The organism is Saprospira sp. CCB-QB6 (genome assembly GCF_028464065.1).
GTDB lineage: Bacteria > Bacteroidota > Bacteroidia > Chitinophagales > Saprospiraceae > Saprospira.
On the sequence record NZ_CP116808.1, the window covers coordinates 2,028,602 to 2,050,822 of the forward strand.

18 protein-coding genes are annotated in these 22,221 nt (G+C 46.0%); 6 read left to right on the forward strand and 12 right to left on the reverse strand.

Going from position 1 to position 22,221, the window contains the following annotated elements; translation table 11 throughout:
- Positions 1-84: 84 nt before the first annotated feature.
- From PPO43_RS07940 to PPO43_RS07975, 8 genes are all read right to left on the reverse strand, one after another.
- Entirely contained in the window at positions 85-888 is an 804-nt protein-coding gene (locus PPO43_RS07940) for an enoyl-ACP reductase FabI (protein ID WP_442985449.1), read from the reverse strand.
- Between the two features lie 392 nt (positions 889-1,280).
- On the reverse strand, positions 1,281-3,104 hold the full coding sequence (typA, locus tag PPO43_RS07945) for a translational GTPase TypA (RefSeq protein ID WP_272621277.1): 1,824 nt from the start codon (positions 3,102-3,104) through the stop codon (positions 1,281-1,283).
- Between the two features lie 337 nt (positions 3,105-3,441).
- A complete protein-coding gene (locus PPO43_RS07950) occupies positions 3,442-5,340 on the reverse strand; it encodes a hypothetical protein (RefSeq protein ID WP_272621278.1) in 1,899 nt (632 codons plus the stop codon).
- 23 nt (positions 5,341-5,363) lie between these two features.
- Positions 5,364-5,882, reverse strand: coding sequence for a ferritin (locus PPO43_RS07955; RefSeq protein WP_272621279.1), 519 nt, complete (start codon positions 5,880-5,882; stop codon positions 5,364-5,366).
- 171 nt (positions 5,883-6,053) lie between these two features.
- Positions 6,054-6,449, reverse strand: a complete 396-nt coding sequence (locus PPO43_RS07960) for a YbjN domain-containing protein (RefSeq protein ID WP_272621280.1) — start codon at positions 6,447-6,449, stop codon at positions 6,054-6,056.
- A gap of 318 nt (positions 6,450-6,767) precedes the next feature.
- A complete protein-coding gene (locus tag PPO43_RS07965) occupies positions 6,768-7,133 on the reverse strand; it encodes a hypothetical protein (protein ID WP_272621281.1) in 366 nt (121 codons plus the stop codon).
- Positions 7,134-7,553: 420 nt separating this feature from the next.
- On the reverse strand, positions 7,554-8,726 hold the full coding sequence (locus PPO43_RS07970; protein WP_272621282.1) for a globin domain-containing protein: 1,173 nt from the start codon (positions 8,724-8,726) through the stop codon (positions 7,554-7,556).
- An 87-nt stretch (positions 8,727-8,813) separates the two neighbouring features.
- Positions 8,814-9,251 (reverse strand): RrF2 family transcriptional regulator, encoded by a 438-nt coding sequence (locus tag PPO43_RS07975; protein WP_272621283.1) that lies wholly within the window; start codon positions 9,249-9,251, stop codon positions 8,814-8,816.
- Positions 9,252-9,692: 441 nt separating this feature from the next.
- Here PPO43_RS07975 and porX point away from each other — a divergent pair, with 441 nt between their 5' ends.
- The 6 genes from porX (at position 9,693) to PPO43_RS08005 (ending at position 16,260) form a co-directional block, all read left to right on the forward strand.
- Positions 9,693-11,255: a T9SS response regulator signal transducer PorX gene (gene porX, locus PPO43_RS07980; RefSeq protein ID WP_272621284.1), complete on the forward strand. Its 1,563-nt coding sequence runs from the start codon at positions 9,693-9,695 to the stop codon at positions 11,253-11,255.
- 6 nt (positions 11,256-11,261) lie between these two features.
- The gene (locus tag PPO43_RS07985) at positions 11,262-11,891 is read left to right on the forward strand and encodes a ribonuclease H family protein (protein WP_272621285.1); all 630 of its coding nucleotides are present in this window, start codon (positions 11,262-11,264) and stop codon (positions 11,889-11,891) included.
- A 175-nt stretch (positions 11,892-12,066) separates the two neighbouring features.
- The gene (locus tag PPO43_RS07990; RefSeq protein ID WP_272621286.1) at positions 12,067-13,011 is read left to right on the forward strand and encodes a TraB/GumN family protein; all 945 of its coding nucleotides are present in this window, start codon (positions 12,067-12,069) and stop codon (positions 13,009-13,011) included.
- Positions 13,012-13,014: 3 nt separating this feature from the next.
- Entirely contained in the window at positions 13,015-13,473 is a 459-nt protein-coding gene (locus PPO43_RS07995; RefSeq protein WP_272621288.1) for a nucleoside 2-deoxyribosyltransferase domain-containing protein, read from the forward strand.
- 78 nt (positions 13,474-13,551) lie between these two features.
- On the forward strand, positions 13,552-14,841 hold the full coding sequence (locus PPO43_RS08000) for an asparagine synthetase B (RefSeq protein WP_272621289.1): 1,290 nt from the start codon (positions 13,552-13,554) through the stop codon (positions 14,839-14,841).
- Between the two features lie 336 nt (positions 14,842-15,177).
- A complete protein-coding gene (locus tag PPO43_RS08005) occupies positions 15,178-16,260 on the forward strand; it encodes a DUF4837 family protein (protein ID WP_272621290.1) in 1,083 nt (360 codons plus the stop codon).
- 187 nt (positions 16,261-16,447) lie between these two features.
- On the opposite strand, the gene mutS is transcribed toward PPO43_RS08005, so the two are convergent.
- From mutS to PPO43_RS08025, 4 genes are all read right to left on the reverse strand, one after another.
- Positions 16,448-19,102 carry a DNA mismatch repair protein MutS gene (mutS, locus tag PPO43_RS08010; RefSeq protein WP_272621291.1) on the reverse strand — a complete coding sequence of 885 codons (2,655 nt, stop codon included), beginning with the start codon at positions 19,100-19,102 and terminating at the stop codon, positions 16,448-16,450.
- A 157-nt stretch (positions 19,103-19,259) separates the two neighbouring features.
- Positions 19,260-20,324, reverse strand: a complete 1,065-nt coding sequence (locus PPO43_RS08015; RefSeq protein ID WP_272621292.1) for a Fic family protein — start codon at positions 20,322-20,324, stop codon at positions 19,260-19,262.
- A gap of 145 nt (positions 20,325-20,469) precedes the next feature.
- Positions 20,470-20,988, reverse strand: a complete 519-nt coding sequence (locus PPO43_RS08020; protein WP_272621294.1) for a GNAT family N-acetyltransferase — start codon at positions 20,986-20,988, stop codon at positions 20,470-20,472.
- Positions 20,975-21,973, reverse strand: coding sequence for a glycosyltransferase family 9 protein (locus PPO43_RS08025; protein ID WP_272621295.1), 999 nt, complete (start codon positions 21,971-21,973; stop codon positions 20,975-20,977). Before PPO43_RS08025 ends, PPO43_RS08020 begins: the two co-directional genes overlap by 14 nt.
- Positions 21,974-22,221: the final 248 nt, after the last annotated feature.

The following is a 22,221-nucleotide window of genomic DNA, read 5'->3' on the forward strand; positions in this document are numbered from 1 at the left end:
TTCAGAACTTTCAATTTTTATTGAAAGTTTGATTTAGGACCTAAAAAAGGCGCAGGATTCCTGCGCCTTTTTGGCTAATCGCCTTTATTGAGGTTCTTCGCCCATCATGATTTCGCTCATGCCCATATTAGAAAAACCGCCATCATGATAGAGGTTTTGTAGGGTCACATAGCGGGTTTGATCAGAGAAAAGCGAGAGACAGTAATCTGCGCAAGCTTCTGCGGGGGCGTTGCCTAGGGGCGACATTTTGTCGGCATAATCTAGGAATTTGTCAAAGCCTTTTACGCCGGTACCTGCGGTAGTTGGCGTGGGAGATTGTGAAATCGTGTTTACACGGACCTTATTGCGAACGCCAAAATGGTAGCCAAAACTGCGGGCAAAAGACTCGAGTAGGGCCTTAGATTCTGACATTTCGCTATAGTGAGGAAATACTCTTTGGGCGCCGATATAGCTAAGGGCGAGAATAGAGCCCCATTCTGCCATAGCATCTTTTTGCCAAAGGGTTTGCATGAGTTTGTGGAAAGAGATAGCAGAGATATCAAAGGTCTTCTGCATCCAGTCGTATTTGAGGTCTGTATAGGCTTTGTTCTTACGAATATTGACCGACATACCGATAGAGTGCAAAACGAAATCAATTTTGCCGCCCAAGATTTCTTGGCTTTTTTCTACCAAGGCTTCTAGGTCTTCCAATTTGGTGGCATCGGCAGGAATAGCCTGGCAGTCTAGCTCCTTGGCTAGTTCATCAATTTGGCCCATTCTGAATGCAATGGGCGCATTGGTCAATACAATATCTGCCCCGGCGGCCTTGGCCTGCTGGGCTACTTTCCAGGCAATCGATTGCTCATTGAGTGCGCCGAAAATGATTCCTTTTTTTCCTTTCAAAAGCATAGAATCAAGTTTGTTTTGTGTACAAATTTTGGCCTCTTGGCCTTTGGGGGTGATTCTGCTAGCAAAACTAGCAAACTTCAAGGGCTTTGCTTGTTTTTTGGGTTAAAATTTATTGGAGGGGCCTTTAATCAGATGATAAAGCTAGGCCCCTTTGTTGGTTGAGGGGTTCCACCTACAGGCAGAGATACAGATAGCAGGCGGCGAAGCCGCCGCAGGCTGAGGGGCTGTAGCAGGGCCGCCGAAGGCGGCAGACCGAGGCGCTTTGCGCCGAAGGGCCGAGCAGACCTGCGAGCTGCGCAATGGCCCGACCCAGCCAAAGGCTGGGGCAGCCCCAAAAAAAAACGTCCCTTTCAGCAAACTGAAAAGGACGTTATATAAAGGCCGTTATTGGCTTATTTAATCACCACATTGGCGGCATTGCTTGCGCGTTTACGCTCATGCTCTTTCAAGAAGATTTTGCGTAGGCGAAGGCTTTCGGGCGTAATTTCTAGGTACTCATCTTCCCCAACATACTCCATGTATTGCTCCAAAGAGAACTGCAAGGGGGGAGGCAACTTGGCTTTATCATCGGCACCAGAAGAGCGCATGTTCGTGAGCTTCTTCGTTTTGGTAATGTTGATAACGAGGTCATTTTCACGGCTGTGTTCGCCAATGATTTGGCCTTCGTAGATATCTACACCGGGAGAAATGAAGAAAACACCGCGATCTTTTAGTTTGTCCATAGCGTAAGGAATGGCCGTACCATTTTCCAAAACGATTAATGAACCCTTGTTACGAGAAGGCAATTCGCCTTTCCAAGGAGCGTATTCTACAAAGCGGTGGTTCATGATTGCTTGGCCAGCAGTAGAGTTGAGGACCAAGGTACGCAAACCGATAATTCCGCGAGAAGGAATCATAAATTCGAGGTGCATCAAATCGCCTTTGGGCTCCATGATCGTCATATCGCCTTTGCGCTGAGTCACCAACTCGATAATTTTACCAGAAAACTCATCGGGTACATCAACAGAAAGCAATTCGACGGGCTCCATTTTTTGGTCGTCAATTACTTTTACGATTACCTGAGGTTTACCTACTTGGAACTCATAACCCTCACGGCGCATGCTCTCAATCAATACAGAAAGGTGCATTACACCACGGCCAAAGACCATGTAAGAATCGGGGCTTTCGGTTTCTTGAACACGAAGGGCCAAGTTTTTCTCTAGCTCTTTGTGTAGGCGATCGCGAAGGTGGCGAGAAGTAACAAATTTACCTTCTTTACCAAAGAAAGGCGAATCGTTAATCGTGAAGAGCATACTCATGGTAGGCTCGTCAATTTTCATGGGCGTAAGGCCTTCGGGCGCTTCAAAATCGGCGATAGTATCTCCAATCTCAAAGTTTTCAATCCCTACAACGGCACAAAGGTCACCATTGATTACAGTTTCGGTTTCGGCTTTGCCCAAACCATCAAAAGTATAGAGTTTACGTACTCTTGACTTCTCGATGCTGCCATCGCGTTTCACTACAGAAACGGGTTGGTTAACCGAAAGGCTACCACGGTGAACGCGGCCAATCGCCATACGGCCTACATACTGAGAGTAGTCCAAGCTCGTAATTTGCATCTGCAAGCTACCCTCATTTTGGGCAGGAGCAGGAATATCTTCTAGTACGCGATCGAGTAGGTAAGAAACATCCTCCGTTTGCGTTTTCCAGTCAGGACCCATCCAATCGTTCTTGGCCGATCCATAAACGGTATTAAAGTCAAGCTGCTCTTCGCTAGCATCCAAGTTGAACATCAAGTCAAAGACATCCTCTTGCACCTCATCAGGGCGGCAGTTGTCCTTATCTACTTTGTTCACCACTACCACAATCGCCTTACCGAGCTCAATAGCTTTGCTTAATACATAACGAGTCTGAGGCATAGGACCTTCAAAGGCATCCACCAAAAGCAATACGCCATCGGCCATATTGAGTACTCGCTCTACCTCACCACCAAAGTCGGCGTGACCAGGAGTGTCAATAATGTTAATCTTGGTTCCTTTGTAATTGACCGAAACGTTTTTGGCCAAAATGGTAATTCCCCGCTCCCGCTCTTGGTCGTTATTGTCCAAAATCAGCTCTCCTGTTTCTTGATGAGCATGAAAAAGGCGGCAATGGTGAAGAATTTTGTCTACCAGGGTGGTTTTTCCGTGGTCTACGTGCGCAATGATAGCGATGTTCCGTAGGTTCTGCTTTTGCATACAGCTAAGTTGAAAAAGATCTGTAAGAACAAACTCATAAGACTATGGACCCGCTTATTTTTTTGGGGCCTCCGCAGCAAAGCTGCGGCGCTACGTTTCGGGGCTCGCTATTCGCTCGGCCCTTCGGCGGCAAAGCCGCCTCGGTCTGGCCCTAGGGGCCACCCCTGCACATCGCTAGGCCAATTGGGAGCCGCCAACTTTTGGCTTTCCCAATGACCCTCTAGTCATAAGTCGCTCTAAATGAATAAAAAAAGCAGCCCCTCGGGGAGCCGCCTAAGCTGCCGCAAAAGTACAGCTAAATCTTTGAGTAATAAAGTTTTTTAAAGTTATTTTTAGGCTATTTTTCTTTAATTGGCTCTATTTCATTGAGTTTCTCGACCGCCTTGCGCAGCTCAGCCAAATTATCTAAGGGCTTAAATCTCAATTTATAGGGCAGTTTGTTGGCCCGCTCGGCCGATAAGTTGAGGTAGATTTTGCCTTCTTCCTCATAAAATGCAAAGAGCCAAATGGGCGCTTCTGCCTGCAAATTCGGAAAATTGAGGTTTTCGATATCTGTGGTCTGACTGCGCACCGCATATTGACTCGCCCGCTCTATGGCGATGCCTTGCATTTTGTAGGTGGGCAGCTCTTGCCCAAAGGTAAAGGCTTTGTAGGTCAGCGGCGCTTTGGGCGCTGCTTTTTCACCCAAGGCCAATAGGCCCAATCGCTTGCTCGGCCACCACAAATAATGAACATCTTGCCCAAAAAGATCGGGCTGAAAGGCCCTAGCCGCCAGTTGCGGATTTAACGCTTTTAGGGCTTTGGCCAATTGCTTTTGCTCTTGGGGAGCGTATTGCTGCCAAGCTTTGCGCAAGTGCTCCGCCTCGTAGTTTTGGACCTTAGGGAGGCTGTCTCTAGCGTCTTGCCAACGCCGCAGGGCTTTGAGGTAGATTTGTTGCAAACTATCTCGCTCTTTACTATAAGCCAAGTACCGCTGCTCATAAGCACCTTTGATTTGGGCCAAACTATCCGAAAAGCTTTGCAAAATGGCTGCTTGTTGGGCCTCATTTTTCTTTTGGCGCTTGAGCAAAATCTCTAACTCCCTTTGGAATTCCATTTTTTCTTGGGCCTTTTTCTTTTTCCCCCGCCAACGCTTTTTTTCTTTTTCTGCATAACGAGCCTTGCAATCTTTGATGAGGCCTGCATATAACTCGGCTTCTTTGAGCAAGGGCCGCAAAGTTTGGCTATCTAGCTTGGGGTATTGCGGTTTATTGGGCGCTACTGGAAAACTAGGCGGGCTGGGTTTGGCCGGCAAAGCCAAATCTCGATAAACAAAAAGGCTATCATTTTGGGCCAAATGCAAGGGCAGAGAAATGGCTTGGCTATTGGGCCAGCTGCCAAGCTCCAAACGTCCCCACTTTAAGCCTTCTTCTTGGTCACTAGCGGCATAAAGCCCCAAGTTTTCTTGATGCTGGACCGTTGGTAAGAAAAAGGAAATACTTTGGTTGGGGGCCAATTTGAGGGCTTGTCCAGCCCGCTCTGCTTGCACTTCTACAATAGGACCAAGGGCCAAGTTTTGGTTTTGACTCGCCAGCCAATAGGGTAAGAGCTCAGATTTGCGCAAAGCCAACTTTAGTTTAATCTGAATGGGATCGCCAGTTGGACCAAAAGCTTGGGCAGGAATAAAGATTAATGCTCCTTCTTTGGTACTAAAACTAGCGGCCTGTCCCGGATAAAACAAAAAGCTTTGGTCTTGTAAACTAGCCATCCATTGGGCCAAAATGGCGCGGCGGCTCTGAAAAAAGTTGGGGGCGGGCCCATCTTCTAAGCTTAAGGTATCTATAGGTATATTTTCTGCCGCGCGCTGACCTATACGCAAATGGATAATATGTCCCTCTGTTTTGGGCAAATTAGCTTGAGTCAAGGCTTTGCTCTCAAAGCGTATCCGCTCTTTGGGCCATTGGCAGCGATCCAAAATTTGCTGTAGTAGATAGCTGCGCTTACGGACCAAATCGTAGTAGGATTGCTTTTCTTCAAAGTAGTTCATTTGGCGTTCTACTACAATCCAGCTGCTATCTATTTGCTGTGCATTTTGGACCAATGTGCGAATACTGTCTACCCAAGCTTGTTCGGGTAGGGCATCAGATGTAGGCGCAAAAGCAATGCGCAATTCTTGGCCCCAAAGAGCGGGAGCCGAAAGCAGGAAAATAAAAAGCCAGCCCCAAATTGGAGCTAGCTTGCAAAAAGGTAAATTCATCTATTAGATAAGTTCATAATTAATTAAGCATCGGCGGCATCAGCGGGCCGGCTTTCATTAATCTGTTGTAACTCCTTGTCGATATAATAAAGGCTTTGAGGGCCATCGCCAATGAGTTTGATTTTGTCTAAAATATCGCGGACCATTGCCTCTTCTTCTCTTTGCTCGGCTACATACCATTGCAAAAATACCATAGTTGAATGATCTTTTTCTTCTTGGCTAAGGCTCATAAGCTCATTGATAGAAGCGGTAACCGCCTTTTCTTGCTTATAAGACTTTTTGAAGACCTTTTGGACCGATTCGAATTCGGTTTCGGGTTGCTCCAAAGCAGGCACGATAGCATGGCCGTCCATTTCGTTAATGTAGTGCACAATTTTGAGCATATGCATCCGCTCTTCATCTGATTGAGCGTAGAAAAATTGGGCACAATTACCGAGGCCTTCGCGGTCGCACCAAGAGGCCATTGCTAGATAGGCTGCAGAGGCAGCGGATTCCTGAGCAATTTGGGCATTGAGTGCAGTAGTTATTTTTTTAGATAGCATAGGAGTCTAATTTTGAAGAATGATAACAAACTAAGCCATTGTTGGCCAGTTTTAAAAAGAACAGTAGATGTGCTTTTCAAGTTTATTCAAAAATAGGACAGACAGCTCAAAGCCCCAATAATAGGGCAAAGTTAGTTCTATTTTAGAATTAGTTCAATTTTAAAATAGAAATTAAGCCTTTTTGGATAGGCGTTCGAGGAGTTCAAAATTTTCGACTAGGGCGAGGGTCAGCGAGTTGATTGATCCTTCTAACTCATTAAGGTCCAAGTTTTCAAGTTCTAGGGTATCGCGATAAATGAGTTGCTCGCCAGATTCGTCTAGGACAAAGGCGCCAAAAAGCAGGTAGCGATTAGCTTTTAGGAGCTCTTGGCATTCTTGGGCCGAGAGTGATTTTAGTGCTAAGAGTTTTTGTTCGATGATGAGCAAATCATCTTCGCAGTCTAAAATCATTTGGTGGATACCTCGGTCTTCATTAGAGATGATGAGGATTTCCTCTTCGGGGATTTCAGTTAGGATTTCGCAATCTAGCTCTTGGATAAGGCCTTTGAGTTGGTTGTAGTGCGACATATTGGTAGATTATTTTTAGTTCATGGACTAGGCTGTTTTTAGCTAGCAACCAAAGCTAAGGATTTAATTGTTTTTATCAAATTTTGCCTGCTTATCGGCTAAAGAAGGGGAGGGGGGTGGCCCAGCGCTGCGCAGCCGTGGCCCGAAGGGCCAGACCCAGGCGGCAAAGCCGCCGCAGGGCCGAGCAGGCTTGCGAGCGGCGAAGCATAGCGGCGGCCGACCTAGGCGAAGCCTAGCCGGCCGCGGGCCCCAAAATAAAAAGAAAACGCCCTACTCTAGCGAACTAGAATAAGGCGTTTTAATAGCGAGAAGTATAGCTTACAAAGGCAAGATTTCTGCAGGAATTTGGTTTGTCTCAATCAAGCGTTTGGCAAAAGCCTTATGGCCGTGAGGAGCAAAAATAAACAAACGACCTTGTTTGGCGCTGCTCAGATGCGATAGCAACTTCCATTTGTTGATAACTTGTCGCTTATCAGAAGACTTGAGCGCAATCTCAAAGTAACATTTGCGGCCCATTGAAACAGCAGTGATATCAGGAGCAATAGAGTCATTTGTAGAGCTTTGGGTAAAAGACTTGGGGTCTTCGTATCCCTCTACAGCAGCTTTAATGTTGCTATATCCTTTTTTCTCTACCCATTCTACGGCCTTCTCGATAAATGGAATTTTTTCTTCAGCTACGGTCATGATGCTTTTGCAGTTTTGGAGGCTAATCCCTCTTGTGTACGAAACTTTTAAAAATTCTTGTTGTCTACAGTTATATAGCTATAAAAAACAAAAGCCCCTTTGAAAGGGGTTAATTTTCATTTTTTATTAGCGGTAATCTGTGGCTTTAAACTATAGCAAAGATACGGAGAGTTCCCTTATTTTGGAAATTCTTAACGCAATCAAAATAAAAAAGGTCCTTGTGGACGAGACAAGGACCTTCAACAATCATAAAACTGACGATATTCTGCTCCTATATGGACGGGAGGAGCTTTATTTGTTATTGTAAACGGCCCAAAATAAATTTTGGATGAGTACTTTTTGTAAATATTTTAAAAAAAAATGGAAAAGCCAATGATTTAACTGACTTTTCCATTTAAACAGAATTTTTTTCCGCAATACTTAACTGAGCTGTAGTTGAACAGGGTTAAATTCTTCTAAGTGAATTTGTGCATCGGGAATGCCTGCTTCACGAAGCTGTTTTCTTTGGGCTTCCATGAAGCCCGCTGGGCCACAGAGGTAATAATTGGCGGCCAAACCAAAGGGCGCTGCCAAGGCTTTTTCGAGTTGCATCTGCCCGTTTTGGTCTTCATAAAAATGAATTTGCTGAAGCTCCGTTTTTAGACTGGCTAACTCTTCGGCAAAAAGCTGCTCCTGAGCCGAACGATAAGCATCCATCCAAAGAATGGGCTGCTCCGTTTTGCTTTCAATTAGGGCTTGGAGTAAGCCCCAAAGTGGACTCACGCCCACGCCTGCGCCCAAAAATACGCTGGGTCTCGGACTTTGTTCTAGATGAAAATTACCCGCAGGCACCGTCAATTCTACTTCATCTCCAGCTTGTAGCGATTGGTGCAAGGCATTGCTCAAACGGCCCATAGGACAGCCAGCCGCCGCTTTTTGAGCCTTTACAGTAATGCGGTAATAATCGCTATTGGGCCGAGAGTTGAGGCTGTATTGCCGCGCCTGATGAAAGCCCAATTCCTTGAAGAACAAACGCAAAGAAACATATTGGCCAGGACGGTGCAAGGGGATTTGTCCCCCATCGGCTGGAGCCAAGTAAAAATGATAGACGTTGGGCGCCAACTCTTCTTTTTTGAGCAATTTGAATTTTCGCCAACCACTCCAAGCCGCATCGGGCTCTTCCGCAGCTGCATACATTTTGGCCTCCATATCAATCAATATATCCGCTAATTGCTGATAAGCCCGTCCCCAAGCCCCTAAAATAGGCGCATCATCAGGCAAATCGAGCAATTCTTGCAAGGCCCCCAACAAATGCTCCCCCACAATAGGATATTGCTCAGGCAATACCTGCAAACTGCGGTGTTTGTGCCCAATCAACTCCAATGCAGGCAACAAAACCTCTGGATGCTCAATGTGTTTGGCATAAGCCAAAACCGATAAAGCCAAACTTTTTTGCTGCTGCCCCAAAGCCTGATTGGCCAAGTTAAAGATGTTCTTGAGCTCGGGATGAGCCCCCAACATGTTTTTATAAAACAAACGAGTCAAATCTTCAGCATGCGCCTCCAAAATAGGCACAGAAGACTGAACTAAGCGGATATCTTCCTGATTCATCATTTCTTATATTGTTAAAGGATAAAAAGATATTTTTCTCTCTTATTTAGACTGGATCAAAAAAAACCGCTAAGGCTAGCGGCCAATTTTCTAGGTATCCAGAAAATAGTCTATTTTTAATAAATTGTCTCGAAAATCGCCAATGGTCTGATTTTCCAGCATTTTAGTAATTTTGTTCCGAATAAAACCAAAATCATTGTGCAAGGGGCAAGGCTTTTTGGCCGAGCATTTTTTCAACCCCATGGCACAACCCTCAAATAAACTGCGTCCATCTATGGCCTCTACTACCTTGGCCAAACTGAGGTCCAAAGCCGATTTTTCAATGTAAAAACCACCTCCAGGTCCCTTAGTAGAAGATAAAATACCTTGTTTACTAAGGTTTTGTAAAATCTTAGCCAAAAAATGCACAGGAGAATCAATTTCTTCTGCCACTTCTTTTACTCCCACTTTGCGGCCCTCCGCAGAGGCATCGGCAACATAAACTACCGCCCGCAAACCATATTCACAACTTTTAGAAAAAATGCCCATCCTTATTTTTTTGACTGCTCAAATCTAAAACCTTTTCTAATAAAAGACAAACATATCCTTTATTTTTTTCGCTTCTTTTCGGACTACTCTCCTAACTTCCTTATCTTAGGGGCCGTTAGAAGGTAAATAAGGAGGGGGCTCCCGCTTTTGGCGGGCGTTTATTCCCTTCGGTCATCGAACTGCGGCCTAAAGGCCTTGTTGTCGTTTACTTCGTCGAACTGGCGCCTCTTTGAGGCTAGTTGTCGCAGCTCGCTGCTGTTTTGGGGCCTCCCGCCTTTGGCGGGCGCTACGTTTCGCAGCTCGCTATTCGCTCGGCCCTGCGGCGGCTTTGCCGCCTTGGTCTGGCCCTTTGGGCCACTGCTGCACATCGCTAGGCCAATTGCTCCTTTCTTTCCCCATTTTCCTTTATTGGAGTTCAACAAATTAAGCCATTCCATATTTATGAGTACAATAAGAATCCTTTGGGCCGATGATGAGCAAAAATTGCTCAAGCCCCAAATCATGTTTTTAGAAAAAAAGGGCTACGAGGTCGTTCCCGTGACCAATGGCCATGATGCCATTGAAGAGATTTCTGAAAATATGGGCCATTTTGATATCGTCTTTCTAGATGAGAGTATGCCTGGCCTTACTGGCCTAGAAACCCTAGACCGCATTAAGGAGATGGCTCCTCATCTGCCCGTTGTGATGATTACTAAAAATGAAGCAGAAGACGTAATGGAACAGGCTATTGGGTCCAAAATTAGCGATTATCTGCTCAAACCCGTAAATCCATTGCAAGTGCTGTCTACTCTACGCAAATTGGTAGATGGCGACCGCCTAGTCCAAGAAGAAACTCGCATGAAATACCAACAGGAGTTTCGCAATATCCTCATGGCGATTAACAATAGCATGGATGCCCACGAATGGGCCGAAGTCTATAAAAAAATCATTTATTGGGAGCTCAAGCTAGATGCCTCTAAAACGGCTAGCATGGCCGATATTTTGGCCTCGCAAAAAGACTCGGCCAATGCGGAGTTTTCTAAGTTTATCGATCGCAATTATGTGGATTGGCTCAACAATGAGCAAAATCCTCCCGTCATGTCGCATGATCTGCTCCGCTCTATGGTTTTTCCAGATGTGGACCGCAGCCGACCTACGGTTTTCCTGCTGCTCGATAATCTCCGCTTTGATCAATGGAAAATGATTGAACCCATTATTTCTCGCTATTTCAAGGTAGAAGAAGAGGATTACTTTTACAGCATTTTGCCCACGACCACTCAATATAGCCGCAATGCTATTTTCAGTGGGATGATGCCTGGTGAAATTGCCAAACGCCATCCCGATCTTTGGCTAAATGACAACGAAAAAGGCGGCAAAAACCTACATGAAGCAGAGCTTTTGGGCCATCAAATTCAACGGGTGTTTCGCAAGCCGATTCAATATGGCTACTATAAGGTGACCAATATGGATGGCGGCAAACATTTGGTGGATAATATCCACAACTATATCCAAAATAACGACCTCTTCTGTATTGTCTATAACTTCATCGACATGCTATCGCATGCACGGACCGAAATGGACATCCTCAAGGAGTTGGCCGCAGATGAAAAAGCCTACCGCTCGCTCACGGTCTCTTGGTTTGAACATTCTCCACTTTGGGAGGCGCTCAAATCTATTGCCCAACAAGATGTGCAGCTCTTTATTGCCACAGATCACGGAAGTATTCGGGTGCATCAACCTTCTAAGGTGGTGGGCGACCGAGAAACCACTACAAATCTGCGCTATAAGGTGGGCCGTAATTTACAATACGACCGCAAAGATGTCTTTGATATCCGTCGACCTGAAGATGGTAAGTTGCCTCGCCCGAATGTGAGCTCTACCTTTATCTTTGCCAAAAACGACCGCTTTTTCTTGTATCCCAATAATTATAACCACTACAATAATTATTACAGCAATACTTTTCAGCATGGGGGAATTTCTCTAGAGGAAATCATTTGTCCCATTATCAAATTGCGTTCAAAATAAGGGGAAATGGCCAAGAAGAAATATTATGTCGTTTGGGAAGGCCATGAAACGGGAATTTTTAATTCTTGGGCTGATTGCGAAGCGCAAATCAAGGGCTATCCCCAAGCAAAGTATAAAAGCTATACGAGTTTGAGCGAAGCCCAAGAAGCCTTGGCGGGAAACTATTGGGCGGCAGTAGGCAGCGGAAAAAAGAAGAGCAGCAGCCAACCTTCTACAGAGATGGAAAAGGAGGTGGTCTGGCATAGCCTTTCGGTAGATGCGGCCTGTAGTGGCAACCCTGGCGTCATGGAATACCAAGGCGTAGACACGCAGACGGGCCGTCGCATTTTTCATCAGAAGTTTGCTTTGGGGACCAACAACATTGGGGAGTTTTTGGCCCTAGTGCATGGCTTGGCCTATCTGCAAAAAGAAGAATTGCCCAATTTGCCAATTTATACTGATTCTCGAACGGCAATGAGCTGGTTGCGGAACAAAAAAGTGAAAACGAATTTGGTCCAAAATGCCAGAACCAAACAACTTTTTGTCCTCATTCAGCGGGCAGAAAATTGGCTAAAAAACAACAGCTATGAAAATCCTATTTTGAAATGGGATACTGAAAACTGGGGCGAAATCCCCGCCGATTTTGGCCGAAAATAAAGGGCTTGGTCCAGAAGGGCGCGAAGCGCCCGCCGGCCTAGCGATGCGGCGGGGTGGCCGTAAGGCCAGACCCAGCGGGCGAAGCCGGCGCAGGGCCGAGCAGACCTGCGAGCCCCAAAGCGTAGCGCCGCAGCTTTGCTGCGGAGGCCCCAAAAACAACAGAAAAAAAACATTCATGCAAAACAGAACATCAGCATTATGGCTCAGTTGGAGTTTGAGCCTTCTATTTTTATTGTCTACGGCTTGCAAAACGGCCGAAAAAGTACAAATTGATCCTAGTCAGCGCCTAGAAAACTCCTTGCTTTGGGAGATCAAGGGCAAGGGCATCAAAACCTCTTATTTGTTTGGGACCATTCACATGATTGGCGAAAAAGACTATAGTTTCAGTGAAAAAGCGGAGGCGGCTTTGGATAAAAGCAAGCGCTTAGTTTTAGAAATTGATATGTCGAATATGATGCAAATGGGGATGCAAATGTTGAGCTTGGCGCCCATGCAAGATGGCAAAAAGCTAAAAGATTTGTTGCCTGCGGAAGACTATGAACTGATCAAAACCTATTTTACGGAAGAGGCGACGAATCCAGAATTGAAGATGATGCCTTTTTCGATGATTGAGGGCTGGAAACCGATGTTGTTGCAATCATTTCTGTATCAAGATATGATTGAGGGCGCGACCAAAGCCTATGAGATGGAATTGATGGCCATGGCCAAAAAACGCAACATGAGTTTTGGGGGATTGGAGACCATTGCGGACCAAATGAATGTCTTTGAAAAGATTCCGTATAAAGATCAAGCTCAGGCTTTGTTGGAAGGCGTAAAAGGCTTGAAAAATGGCGATGAATCGGGAAAAACAGAATTTGCTCAATTGGTAGAACTCTATAAAAAAGCCGATGTAGATGGTTTGATTGAGAGCAGCAGCGAGCAGATGGAAGAAATGGAAAACTCTGAAGAAGAGCTTTTGATTAAGCGCAACAACAACTGGATTCCCCTCATCAAAGAGTTTTCTAAAAAAGAAGCTTGTTTTTATGCGGTGGGAGCGGCCCATTTGGGTGGCCCACATGGGGTTATTCGTTTATTGCGCAAAGAGGGCTATCAACTTACGCCCATTGATATCAAAAATTAAGAGATGAGAATTATTAAACCGCCTTATTCCTTTGAAAAAGGACCTCAGGAAAAGCTACTTTTTTTGGCGGGGAGTATAGATATGGGAAAAGCTCAAGATTGGCAATCTTGGGTGGGCTATCAACTGCTAAAAGAAGATTTGCTCATTCTGAATCCCCGCAGAGATGGTTGGGACAACAGTTGGGAACAAAGCATTGAACATCCTAAATTCAAGGCGCAGGTAGATTGGGAACTCAAGGGCTTAGAAGAGGCTGATTTTAGACTTTTTCACTTTGAGCCGCATACCCAATCGCCAATTACCTTAATGGAATTGGGTTTGTTTGGACCAAAAAAGGGCAGCATTGTTCATTGCCCCAAAGACTTTTGGCGAAAAGGCAATGTCGATATCGTCTGCCAACGCTATGGGATTCCCCAAGTGGATAGTTTAGAGGCCGCACTCGATCAAATTCGAGCTTGGCTGTAGTTCTTAAAGGGAGGTTAAGCCTCCCTTTGGTCTTTTTTTAGCTTGCTAAAAGTCGTATTTTCTAAAAAACAATTGCTTATGCGTACTAGCATTTTTATTCTTTGCTTTTGGCTCACTGCCCTTGGCCTTCGGGCCCAAGGTTACATCCTGCTCCCTATGGATGAGGCCCAAAGCAATCACCTAAAAGCCTATGGAATTACCTATAAGGTTTTAGAACTAAAACAGGAGGCTTGGTGGCTGCTCAACTATCGGGGCGGAAGTTTTGCTTTTCCCTATTCTGATGTCTTCAAAAAGGAGTGCATTACCCGTGGGGTGCGCTTTGAGATTTTGGCCGAAGCCAAATTCAATAATATCCTCAACCAAATTGCCGATCCAGAGGTCAATATGGAGGCCATGAAGCTAGAGGTTCCCCCAAAAATTGCCGTTTATAGCCCTACCGTAAATGCCCGTGGAAAAGAAATTCAGCCCTGGGATGATGCGGTGACCTTGGTCCTCACTTATGCCGAAATCCCCTACGATTTGGTCTATGATGATGAGGTGCTCGATATGAAATTGCCCGAATACGATTGGCTGCACCTCCACCACGAGGATTTTACGGGCCAATACGGAAAATTCTACGCCAGCTATAACAATCAGCAATGGTACCGAGAATATGTCCGAAATATGGAAAATCTCGCCCAAAAACACGGCTTTAATAAGGTTTCTCAACTCAAATTGGCCGTAGTAAAACGCATCCAAGAGTTTGTGGCTGGCGGCGGCTTTATGTTTGCCATGTGCTCGGCTACCGATACCTATGATATCGCTTTGGCCGCCGAGGGAGTCGATATTTGCGACCATATGTATGATGGCGATCCCGCAGATCCTCAGGCCCAATCTAAACTCGATTTTAGCAAAACCTTTGCCTTCAAAGATTTTCAATTGGTCCGAGATCCCTATAAATACGAGTATTCTACTATCGATGCCTCGCCCATGACGGCCCCCGCCCGCCGAGTGCAAGACAAACAAGATTACTTCAATCTCTTTGAGTTCTCGGCCAAATGGGACCCGGTTCCCAGCATGCTCACGCAATGCCACAACCGCACCGTTAAGGGCTTTATGGGCCAAACGACGGCCTTCCGAAAAACACAATTGAAGTCAAATGTGCTGGTCCTTGGCGAAAATAAGGCAGCCAATGAGGCCCGCTACATTCACGGCACTTTCCAAAAAGGCTTTTTTAGCTTTTATGGCGGCCACGATCCCGAGGATTACCGCCATTTTGTGCATGATCCCGCCACCGACCTCAATCTACACCCCAACTCAGAGGGCTACCGATTGATCCTCAATAATGTGCTTTTTCCTGCCGCTAAAAAGAAAAAACGCAAAACTTAATTCGATAATGATAGTCTGCTTTTGCAGACTATTTTTTTGGGCCTCCCGCCTGCGGCGGGCGCTACGCTTTGGGGCTCGCAGGTCTGCTCGGCCCTGCGGCGCTTCGCCGGCTGGGTCTGGCCCTACGGGCCACCCCGCCGCATCGCTAGGCCAAATGGAGCAGCTCCGCTTTAAGCCTTTACGCCTAGACGAATCAGCCTCTTCCTATTCAACAACAAAAATTGTCTTTGAATAGCTATCTTTGCCGCAAACCATTCTAAGCCCAACTTGCATCTACTGAGGTGAATGGCTCTTGGCCAAGATCTTCAATAAGCTTAAAACAGATAGCCTTTAACTATGCGTATATTTTACTTTCTCAGTCTTCTTTCACTTCCTCTTTTCTTGTTGAGCTCCTGCTCACAAGACCAACTCAAACGTTTGGAAGTTACGCCCACTGCTTATGGTAGTGTGGACCAAATGTACTTTGTTTGTGATGAATACCTTTGGGATAAATCGCCCATCGGAGATAGCGTCCGCCAATATTTTGAGGCGCTTTATCCCATCACGCCACAACCCGAGCCTATTTTGGACCTGCGGCATGTAGAGAGCCGAGAATTTAATAAGGTCCTCAAAACACATCGCTCTATTGTCATTCTAGTTGACCTTTCTGATGAGGATGAGGCTGGAACTGATTTGGTTCGCCAAGCGCTAGGCGACAAAAAGGTCCAAAAAGCATTTAGTGACCCGACTTACCGCATTGCCGTGCAACGCGATCGCTGGGCCAAGGACCAAACGGTTATTTTTTGGTTCGCTCCTGATCGCCAAAGCTTATTTGAAACCGTTTGCCGAGATTACCAAAAGGTAATCAATATTTTACATGAAAAGGATACCGAAAAACTGGTCAAACAGATCTATTTTTCAGGCCAATCGGAAGAAATAGAAGCAGATATTAGCAAGGGATTGGACCTCAGTATTAGTGTTCCTAAAGGCTATAAAATAGCCCATCAAGATTCGGTGGCCTGCTGGTTGCGCAAAGAAACCAATAAGGTGAGTAGCAATATCTTTATTTATAGTATTGAAAATCCAGCAGCCAACACCTTGAGTCCAGATAGCCTAAAGGCCATCCGCAACCGATTGACCAAGGATTATTTCTCTAGCTGGCAAGAAGGCTCTTACATGCAAATTGATGATGTGAACTTGCCCACTTATTACGAAAAGATTGATTTTGGACAAAGAGAAGCCCTACAAGCTCGAGGGATTTGGTTTATGGCCAATGATTTTATGGGAGGACCTTTTGTTACCTATCTCATTCCCGATCCAGATAATAATCGAATCATTTTGCTCGATGGCTTTATTCATGCCCCTGGCCAAAAGAAACGGCCCGAAATGCGCAAACTGGATGTGATATTTTCCACCTTTGCCCTAAAGACTAAAAAGTAAATGTAAAGGCCCCAAAACCTAAGGTTTTGGGGCCTTTCTGCGTTTAGTAGGCCCGATAGTGCCGCTGGCTGAGGGATGGAGAGGGTGGCCGCAGGCCAGACCGAGCCAGCTTGCTGGCGAAGGGCCGAGCAGACCTGCGAGCTGCGCAATGGCCCGACCCGCCCGTAGGGCGGGGCAGCCCCAACTCCTAATTATCTTCCTCGCCTAGCATTTTTTTAATTTCCAGTAGCTTGAGCATAGATTCAATGGGCGTCATGCGATTGAGATCTAGGGCCTCTACATAGTCCCGCATTTTCTCGAAACGGGGATCGGGAGCGGCATCAAAGATATTGAGCTGCATGGCCTGTACATTTTGGACCGCCTTGAGTTTGTCGCCTAGACTTTCGGCTTTTTCCTCTTGGGCCGAGCGTTGCTCTTCGAGCTGGGCCAAAATTTCGCTGGCACGCAAAATGAGCTGAGGCGGCATGCCCGCCATTTTGGCCACATGAATCCCAAAGCTGTGCTCGGAGCCGCCCGCCTTGAGCTTGCGCAAAAAGATGACCTTTTTGCCGACTTCTTTGGTGGCCACATGAAAATTCTTGATGCGGTCAAACTGTTGGGCCAACTCATTGAGCTCGTGATAATGGGTGGCAAAGAGCGTTTTGGGCCGCGCATTGGGGTTATTATGCAGATATTCGGCAATGGCCCAAGCAATAGAAATGCCGTCATAGGTGCTGGTTCCCCGCCCAATTTCATCCAATAAAATGAGGCTGCGGTTCGAGATATTATTGAGAATGCTGGCCGTTTCGTTCATTTCCACCATAAAGGTTGACTCGCCCGAAGAGATATTATCGGAGGCGCCTACTCGGGTGAAAATGCGGTCAATCATGCCCAATTTAGCGCTATCGGCAGGGACAAAGGCGCCCATTTGGGCCATCAGGGAAATTAAGGCCGTTTGTCGCAAAAGGGCCGATTTACCCGACATATTTGGGCCAGTAATCATTAAAATCTGCTGCCGCTCATTATCTAAAAAGATATCGTTGGGTACATAAAGTTCTCCCGCTTTGAGTTGTTGCTCAATCACGGGATGACGGCCCGCCTTAATCTCGATTTCGAGCCCCTCATGCATTTCGGGCCGGCAGTAATTCTGCTCCAAGGCCAAAAGATGATAGCTATGCAGGCAATCCAATTGGGCCACTAGTTGGGCATTGGTTTGTACTGGACGGATATAATCATTGAGGAAAAAGACCAATTCTCCAAATAGCTTTTGCTCTAAGGCAATAATTTTCTCTTCGGCAGAAAGGATTTTCCCCTCCAACTTCTTCAGCTCCTCACTAATGTAGCGCTCAGAATTGGTCAGGGTTTGTTTGCGCACCCAATGATCGGGAATCAGGTCCTTATCTTTATAGCGATTGGTTACTTCTAGGTAGTAGCCAAAAACATTATTGAAGCCAATTTTGAGCTTATCGATGCCCGTTTCTTTGGCTTCTTTCACCCGAATGCGTTCTAAGTGTTCGCGGCTATTGGCGATCAGATCGCGCAATTCATCTAGCTCTTCCGACACGCCCTGGCTAATAAAACCGCCCTTATCCGTTTTGACCGCAGGATCTTCTTTTAGCCAATTCTCTACTCTTTGGCAGAGTAGGGGACAAAGCTGCATGCGCTCGGCAATAGATTGCAATTGGGGCTGTTGTTCTTGGGCCAAAACCTCTTTAATTGGGGCCAAAGCAAGAATAGAGCGCTGCAATTGGCGTACCTCTCTAGGGTTGATTTTTCCTAGGGGAATTTTGGCCACCAAGCGTTCTAAATCGCCTAGTTGCTGCAATTGTTCCGCAATCACTAGGGCCAAGTTGGGCTGATCGATAAAGGCTTGGACCACCTCATGCCGACTTTGCACCGCCTTGATATCTTTACGAGGCATCAAGACCCATTTGCGGAGCAAACGGCTCCCCATCGGCGAAATGGTTTTGTCCATGACATCCAATAAACTTACGCCAGAACTATAGGCGCTGCCCACCAACTCTAAGTTGCGAATGGTGAAACTATCCATCCATACATAGCGATCGGTGGGAATCCGAGCAATCTGCACAATATGCTTGAGATTTTTGTTCTCGGTGGTTTGTACATAATGCAAAATAGCCCCCGCGGCAATTTGGGCCATTTCCAATTGCTCAATCCCAAAGCCTTTTAAGGAGCTTACCTCAAATTGCTCCAGCAGTTTTTCTCGGCTATAATCAGGCATAAATACCCAATCTTCTATACCATAAGTATAATAACGCTCGCCAAAACGCTCCAAAAGTTCTTTCTTCTGGTTTTTGGCATAAATGAGCTCGGCGGGCTGAAAATTTTGCAGCAGTTTCTCTATACTGCTCGTATTTCCCTCTACCACCAAAAACTCAGCAGTAGAAATATCGAGCAGAGCCAAACCCAACTGATCTTTGCGCCCAATGTGCAGGGCCGCCAAAAAGTTGTTGCTTTTGTGGTCCAGAATATTATCGTTGGTGGTAATACCAGGCGTAACCAGCTCCACAACTCCCCGCTTTACAATCTTATTTTGCTTAGAGGGCTTTTCCAGCTGGTCGCAAACCGCCACCCGATAACCTGCCCGCACCAATTTGGGCAAATAAGTATCTAAGGAATGATGCGGAAAACCCGCTAGCTCAATCTTCGAAGAGCCATTGTTCCTTGCCGTCAGCGTAATGCCCAAAACTTTGGCGGCAAGCACTGCATCGCTGCCAAAAGTTTCATAAAAATCACCTACTCGAAAGAGCAGCACCGCATCAGGATATTTTTGCTTAAAATCATTGTATTGCGCCATTAAAGGCGTCACTTTGGTCTTTTTACTAGACTTGGCCAATTTCATTCGGCTTTAAGAGGTCAATATAATAGGCCCTTTCAAAAAACGCTCTTTTTGAAAAGTAGAGGCTGTTCTTCCGTCAAAAAACGCCTTTTTTGACGGAGGGGGGCTGTTCTTCCGTCAAAAAACGCTCTTTTTGAAGGAAGGGGGCTGAAAATAAGGTTTAAATCTTAGTGAGTAGACTAAAAAGTCTAGGGTTAATATAAATATGACTATTTGCATACTCTCTTTTTTCCAGGAAGCCTAGCTCAAATAGTTGCTCTAAGTACCTGCGAGCAGTAGATTCACTTTTTCCAATAGCTAATTGTAAATGTTCTACCTTAGTATAAACATGTTTAAACAAATGCTCTAACAGATCTTTGCTATATATTCTAGGTAGTGCAGCCTGAACTTGATTTTTATAGTCTTTCATTAGCCCTAATATGGCTTGAATATTTTGGATTGTACTTCTAGCGGTTTGAATAACACCTTCTAAGATATAAAGCACCCAAGAATCCCAGTCACCATGATCCCGAACAGCTTGTATGCGTTCATAGTAAGCAGCTTTTGTAGCAATAATATATTTACTGAGATAAAGAATAGGATAGTCTAAAAGTCCTTGGGTACATAGATATAAAATGTTAATAATCCGCCCAGTCCTCCCATTACCATCATAAAAAGGATGAATACTTTCAAACTGAAAGTGAATCACGGCCATCTTTATTAAAGGGTCTAAATGATCCATTTCGGGCTCATTGATATAGGCCTCTAAGTTAGACATCAGGTCCTTTATCTCTTTTGCATCTTGAGGGGGCATGTAGATTAAATTGCCGTAAGCATCTCGCAAACTAGTGCCCGCCTGTGTCCGAAACCCAGCATTATTGGCTTCCAATTCTTCCTGAATTTGTAGGATGTGACGGTTGAGTAATAAACCCTGCTCTTGTATTAAAGCAAAACCCATTTTTAGAGCCGAAGCATAATTTAATACTTCTTTGGTGCTCAAATTAGCTACTTCTTGTGTAGAACGAGCCGAATAAAGCGCATCATGAGTGGTAACAATATTCTCCACGGCAGAGCTTTCTTTGGCCTCTGTTAAAATCAAACTATCTACTAGAATGCTAGCATTGGGCAGTGTTCCAGTTACTCCCTTTAGTTCCGCTAATACACGGTTGGCCTCAATGGCTTTTTTCAATAAGGGAATAGTCTCTAGCTCTTCTCTAGGAGGTAATTTTAATACTTGATAGCTCATCTCTTGCTCTTTTTTTGATTTCTTGGGGCCTCCTGCCTGCGGCAGGCGCTACGTTCCGCAGCTCGCTATTCGCTCGGCCCTTCGCCGCTTTTAGCGGCTCGGTCTGGCCCTGCGGGCCACTGCTGCACATCGCTAGGCCAGCCAGCTACAACTGCTTACGGTACCAAAAGCTATCTTGCTCAATAGGAGAGGCGCCTAATATTCTAAACTGATAATGGGCCAGCAAGCGCTTTGAGGCTTCATTATCTCGATGCGTGTGGGCATGAACATAGCGCAAGCCCAATTGCTCATTGGCATATTCAAGGACCAATTTTAAGGCGGCTTTCATTAGGCCTTGTCGCTGTACGTTGGGGTGTAGTTCATAGCCGACTTCTGCTTCTTTGCGGTCATCCGAAAAGCTAAATAGGCAAATAGCCCCCAGCATTCTGGGGTGCCCAGGCAAAGAAATGGCCCAACTAATACTTTTTCCCGTTTCAATATGCTCTTGGAGCATTTCAATATGGGCCAAGCTTTCGGCTTCAGATTGATGCAAAGGCCGATTGACATAGCGCATTTGCTCGGCATCGGAGCGCAACTGAAACAGCGCTCTGGCATCTTCTTCCTCCATATAACGCAAAAGTAGTTGGTCGTTTTGGAGCATCGGAAAAGGCTTAAAATAACTCATGGGCTAGCTGTTTTAGTGGAGCCAAGAGGGGCATTGCTGCAATTTGGCCACAGTTGAAATGGGCTTTGGGACAGGCGGTATAGCCATGCGAGCCACAAGGCCAGCAGGCCGGAGCCGGTTGCTGATGAATAATAAATTGCGTTTTGGACAAAGGGCCAAAACCATAGCTGGGCGAGGTAGAGCAAAAAACAGCCGCTACGGGCGCATCTATGGCCGAACAAATGTGCAAGGGCGCAGAATCTAATACATAATTGAGTTTTGCGCCTTTCATTAAGGCCACATCTTGCAAAAAGCTGTGCTGCCCCGCCAAATTGTGCAAATTGGGGCGACTGGCCAATTGGACCAAAGCCTGAGCATGTTCCCGATCGGCTGGGCCACCTAAAATATAAACATAGAGTGATTTGGGCAATTGTTGAATCAATTCGGCCCAAACGGCTAAAGGCAGGCGTTTGGTCTCCCACAAAGAGGCTGGCGAAATCGTAATATAAGGCTTTTGCCCATAATTTTCTGCTACAAAATCCCAATCTTCTGCGCTGGGGTAGAGCTTGGGCATGGCGGCTTCTTTATCGGTAAAAGCGGCAATTAGACGATGGTTTCTATAGACCTCTTGTTCGGCCCAAATATGCTCCTCTGCTTGGTTAAAGGCCCAAGAAAAAGGATTTTTCTTAAAGCCTACTACTTTTTTCCCTTTAGAGAGGCTGGCTAAGAGGCCAGCAGTAAAATGCCGGTGGCAATTGACGACCAGATCGTAGTTTTGGGGCCGAATATGGGCCAAAAGTTGCCGAATAGAGCGCCATTTATTGCTGCGATCTAGCTCTAGCAATTGATGAATATGTGGATGGCCTTTGAGGATACGGCCTTGGCCCTTGCGGATCAAGAGATCAATTTGGGACGAAGGGTAATACGCCTTGAGTTTTTCGATCAGGGCAGTGGCCAGAATAAGGTCGCCTAAAAAGGCGGGTTGAATAATGAGTATTTTGTCCATAATCGTATTGAGGTCCAGCAAGGCGCGCAGCGCCTTAATTTGACGACCGAAGGGAGGCAAATGGCCTAGCGATGTGCAGCAGTGGCCCGCAGGGCCAGACCGAGCCGCTGAAAGCGGCTAAGGGCCGAGCGAATAGCGAGCTGCGAAACGTAGCGCCGACGAGCGTAGCGAGGCGGAGGCCCAAAAACAGCAGCGAGCCGCGACAAGCAGCCTCGGTAGCGTCTTAGCTTTGCTTTGGAGGCCCCAAA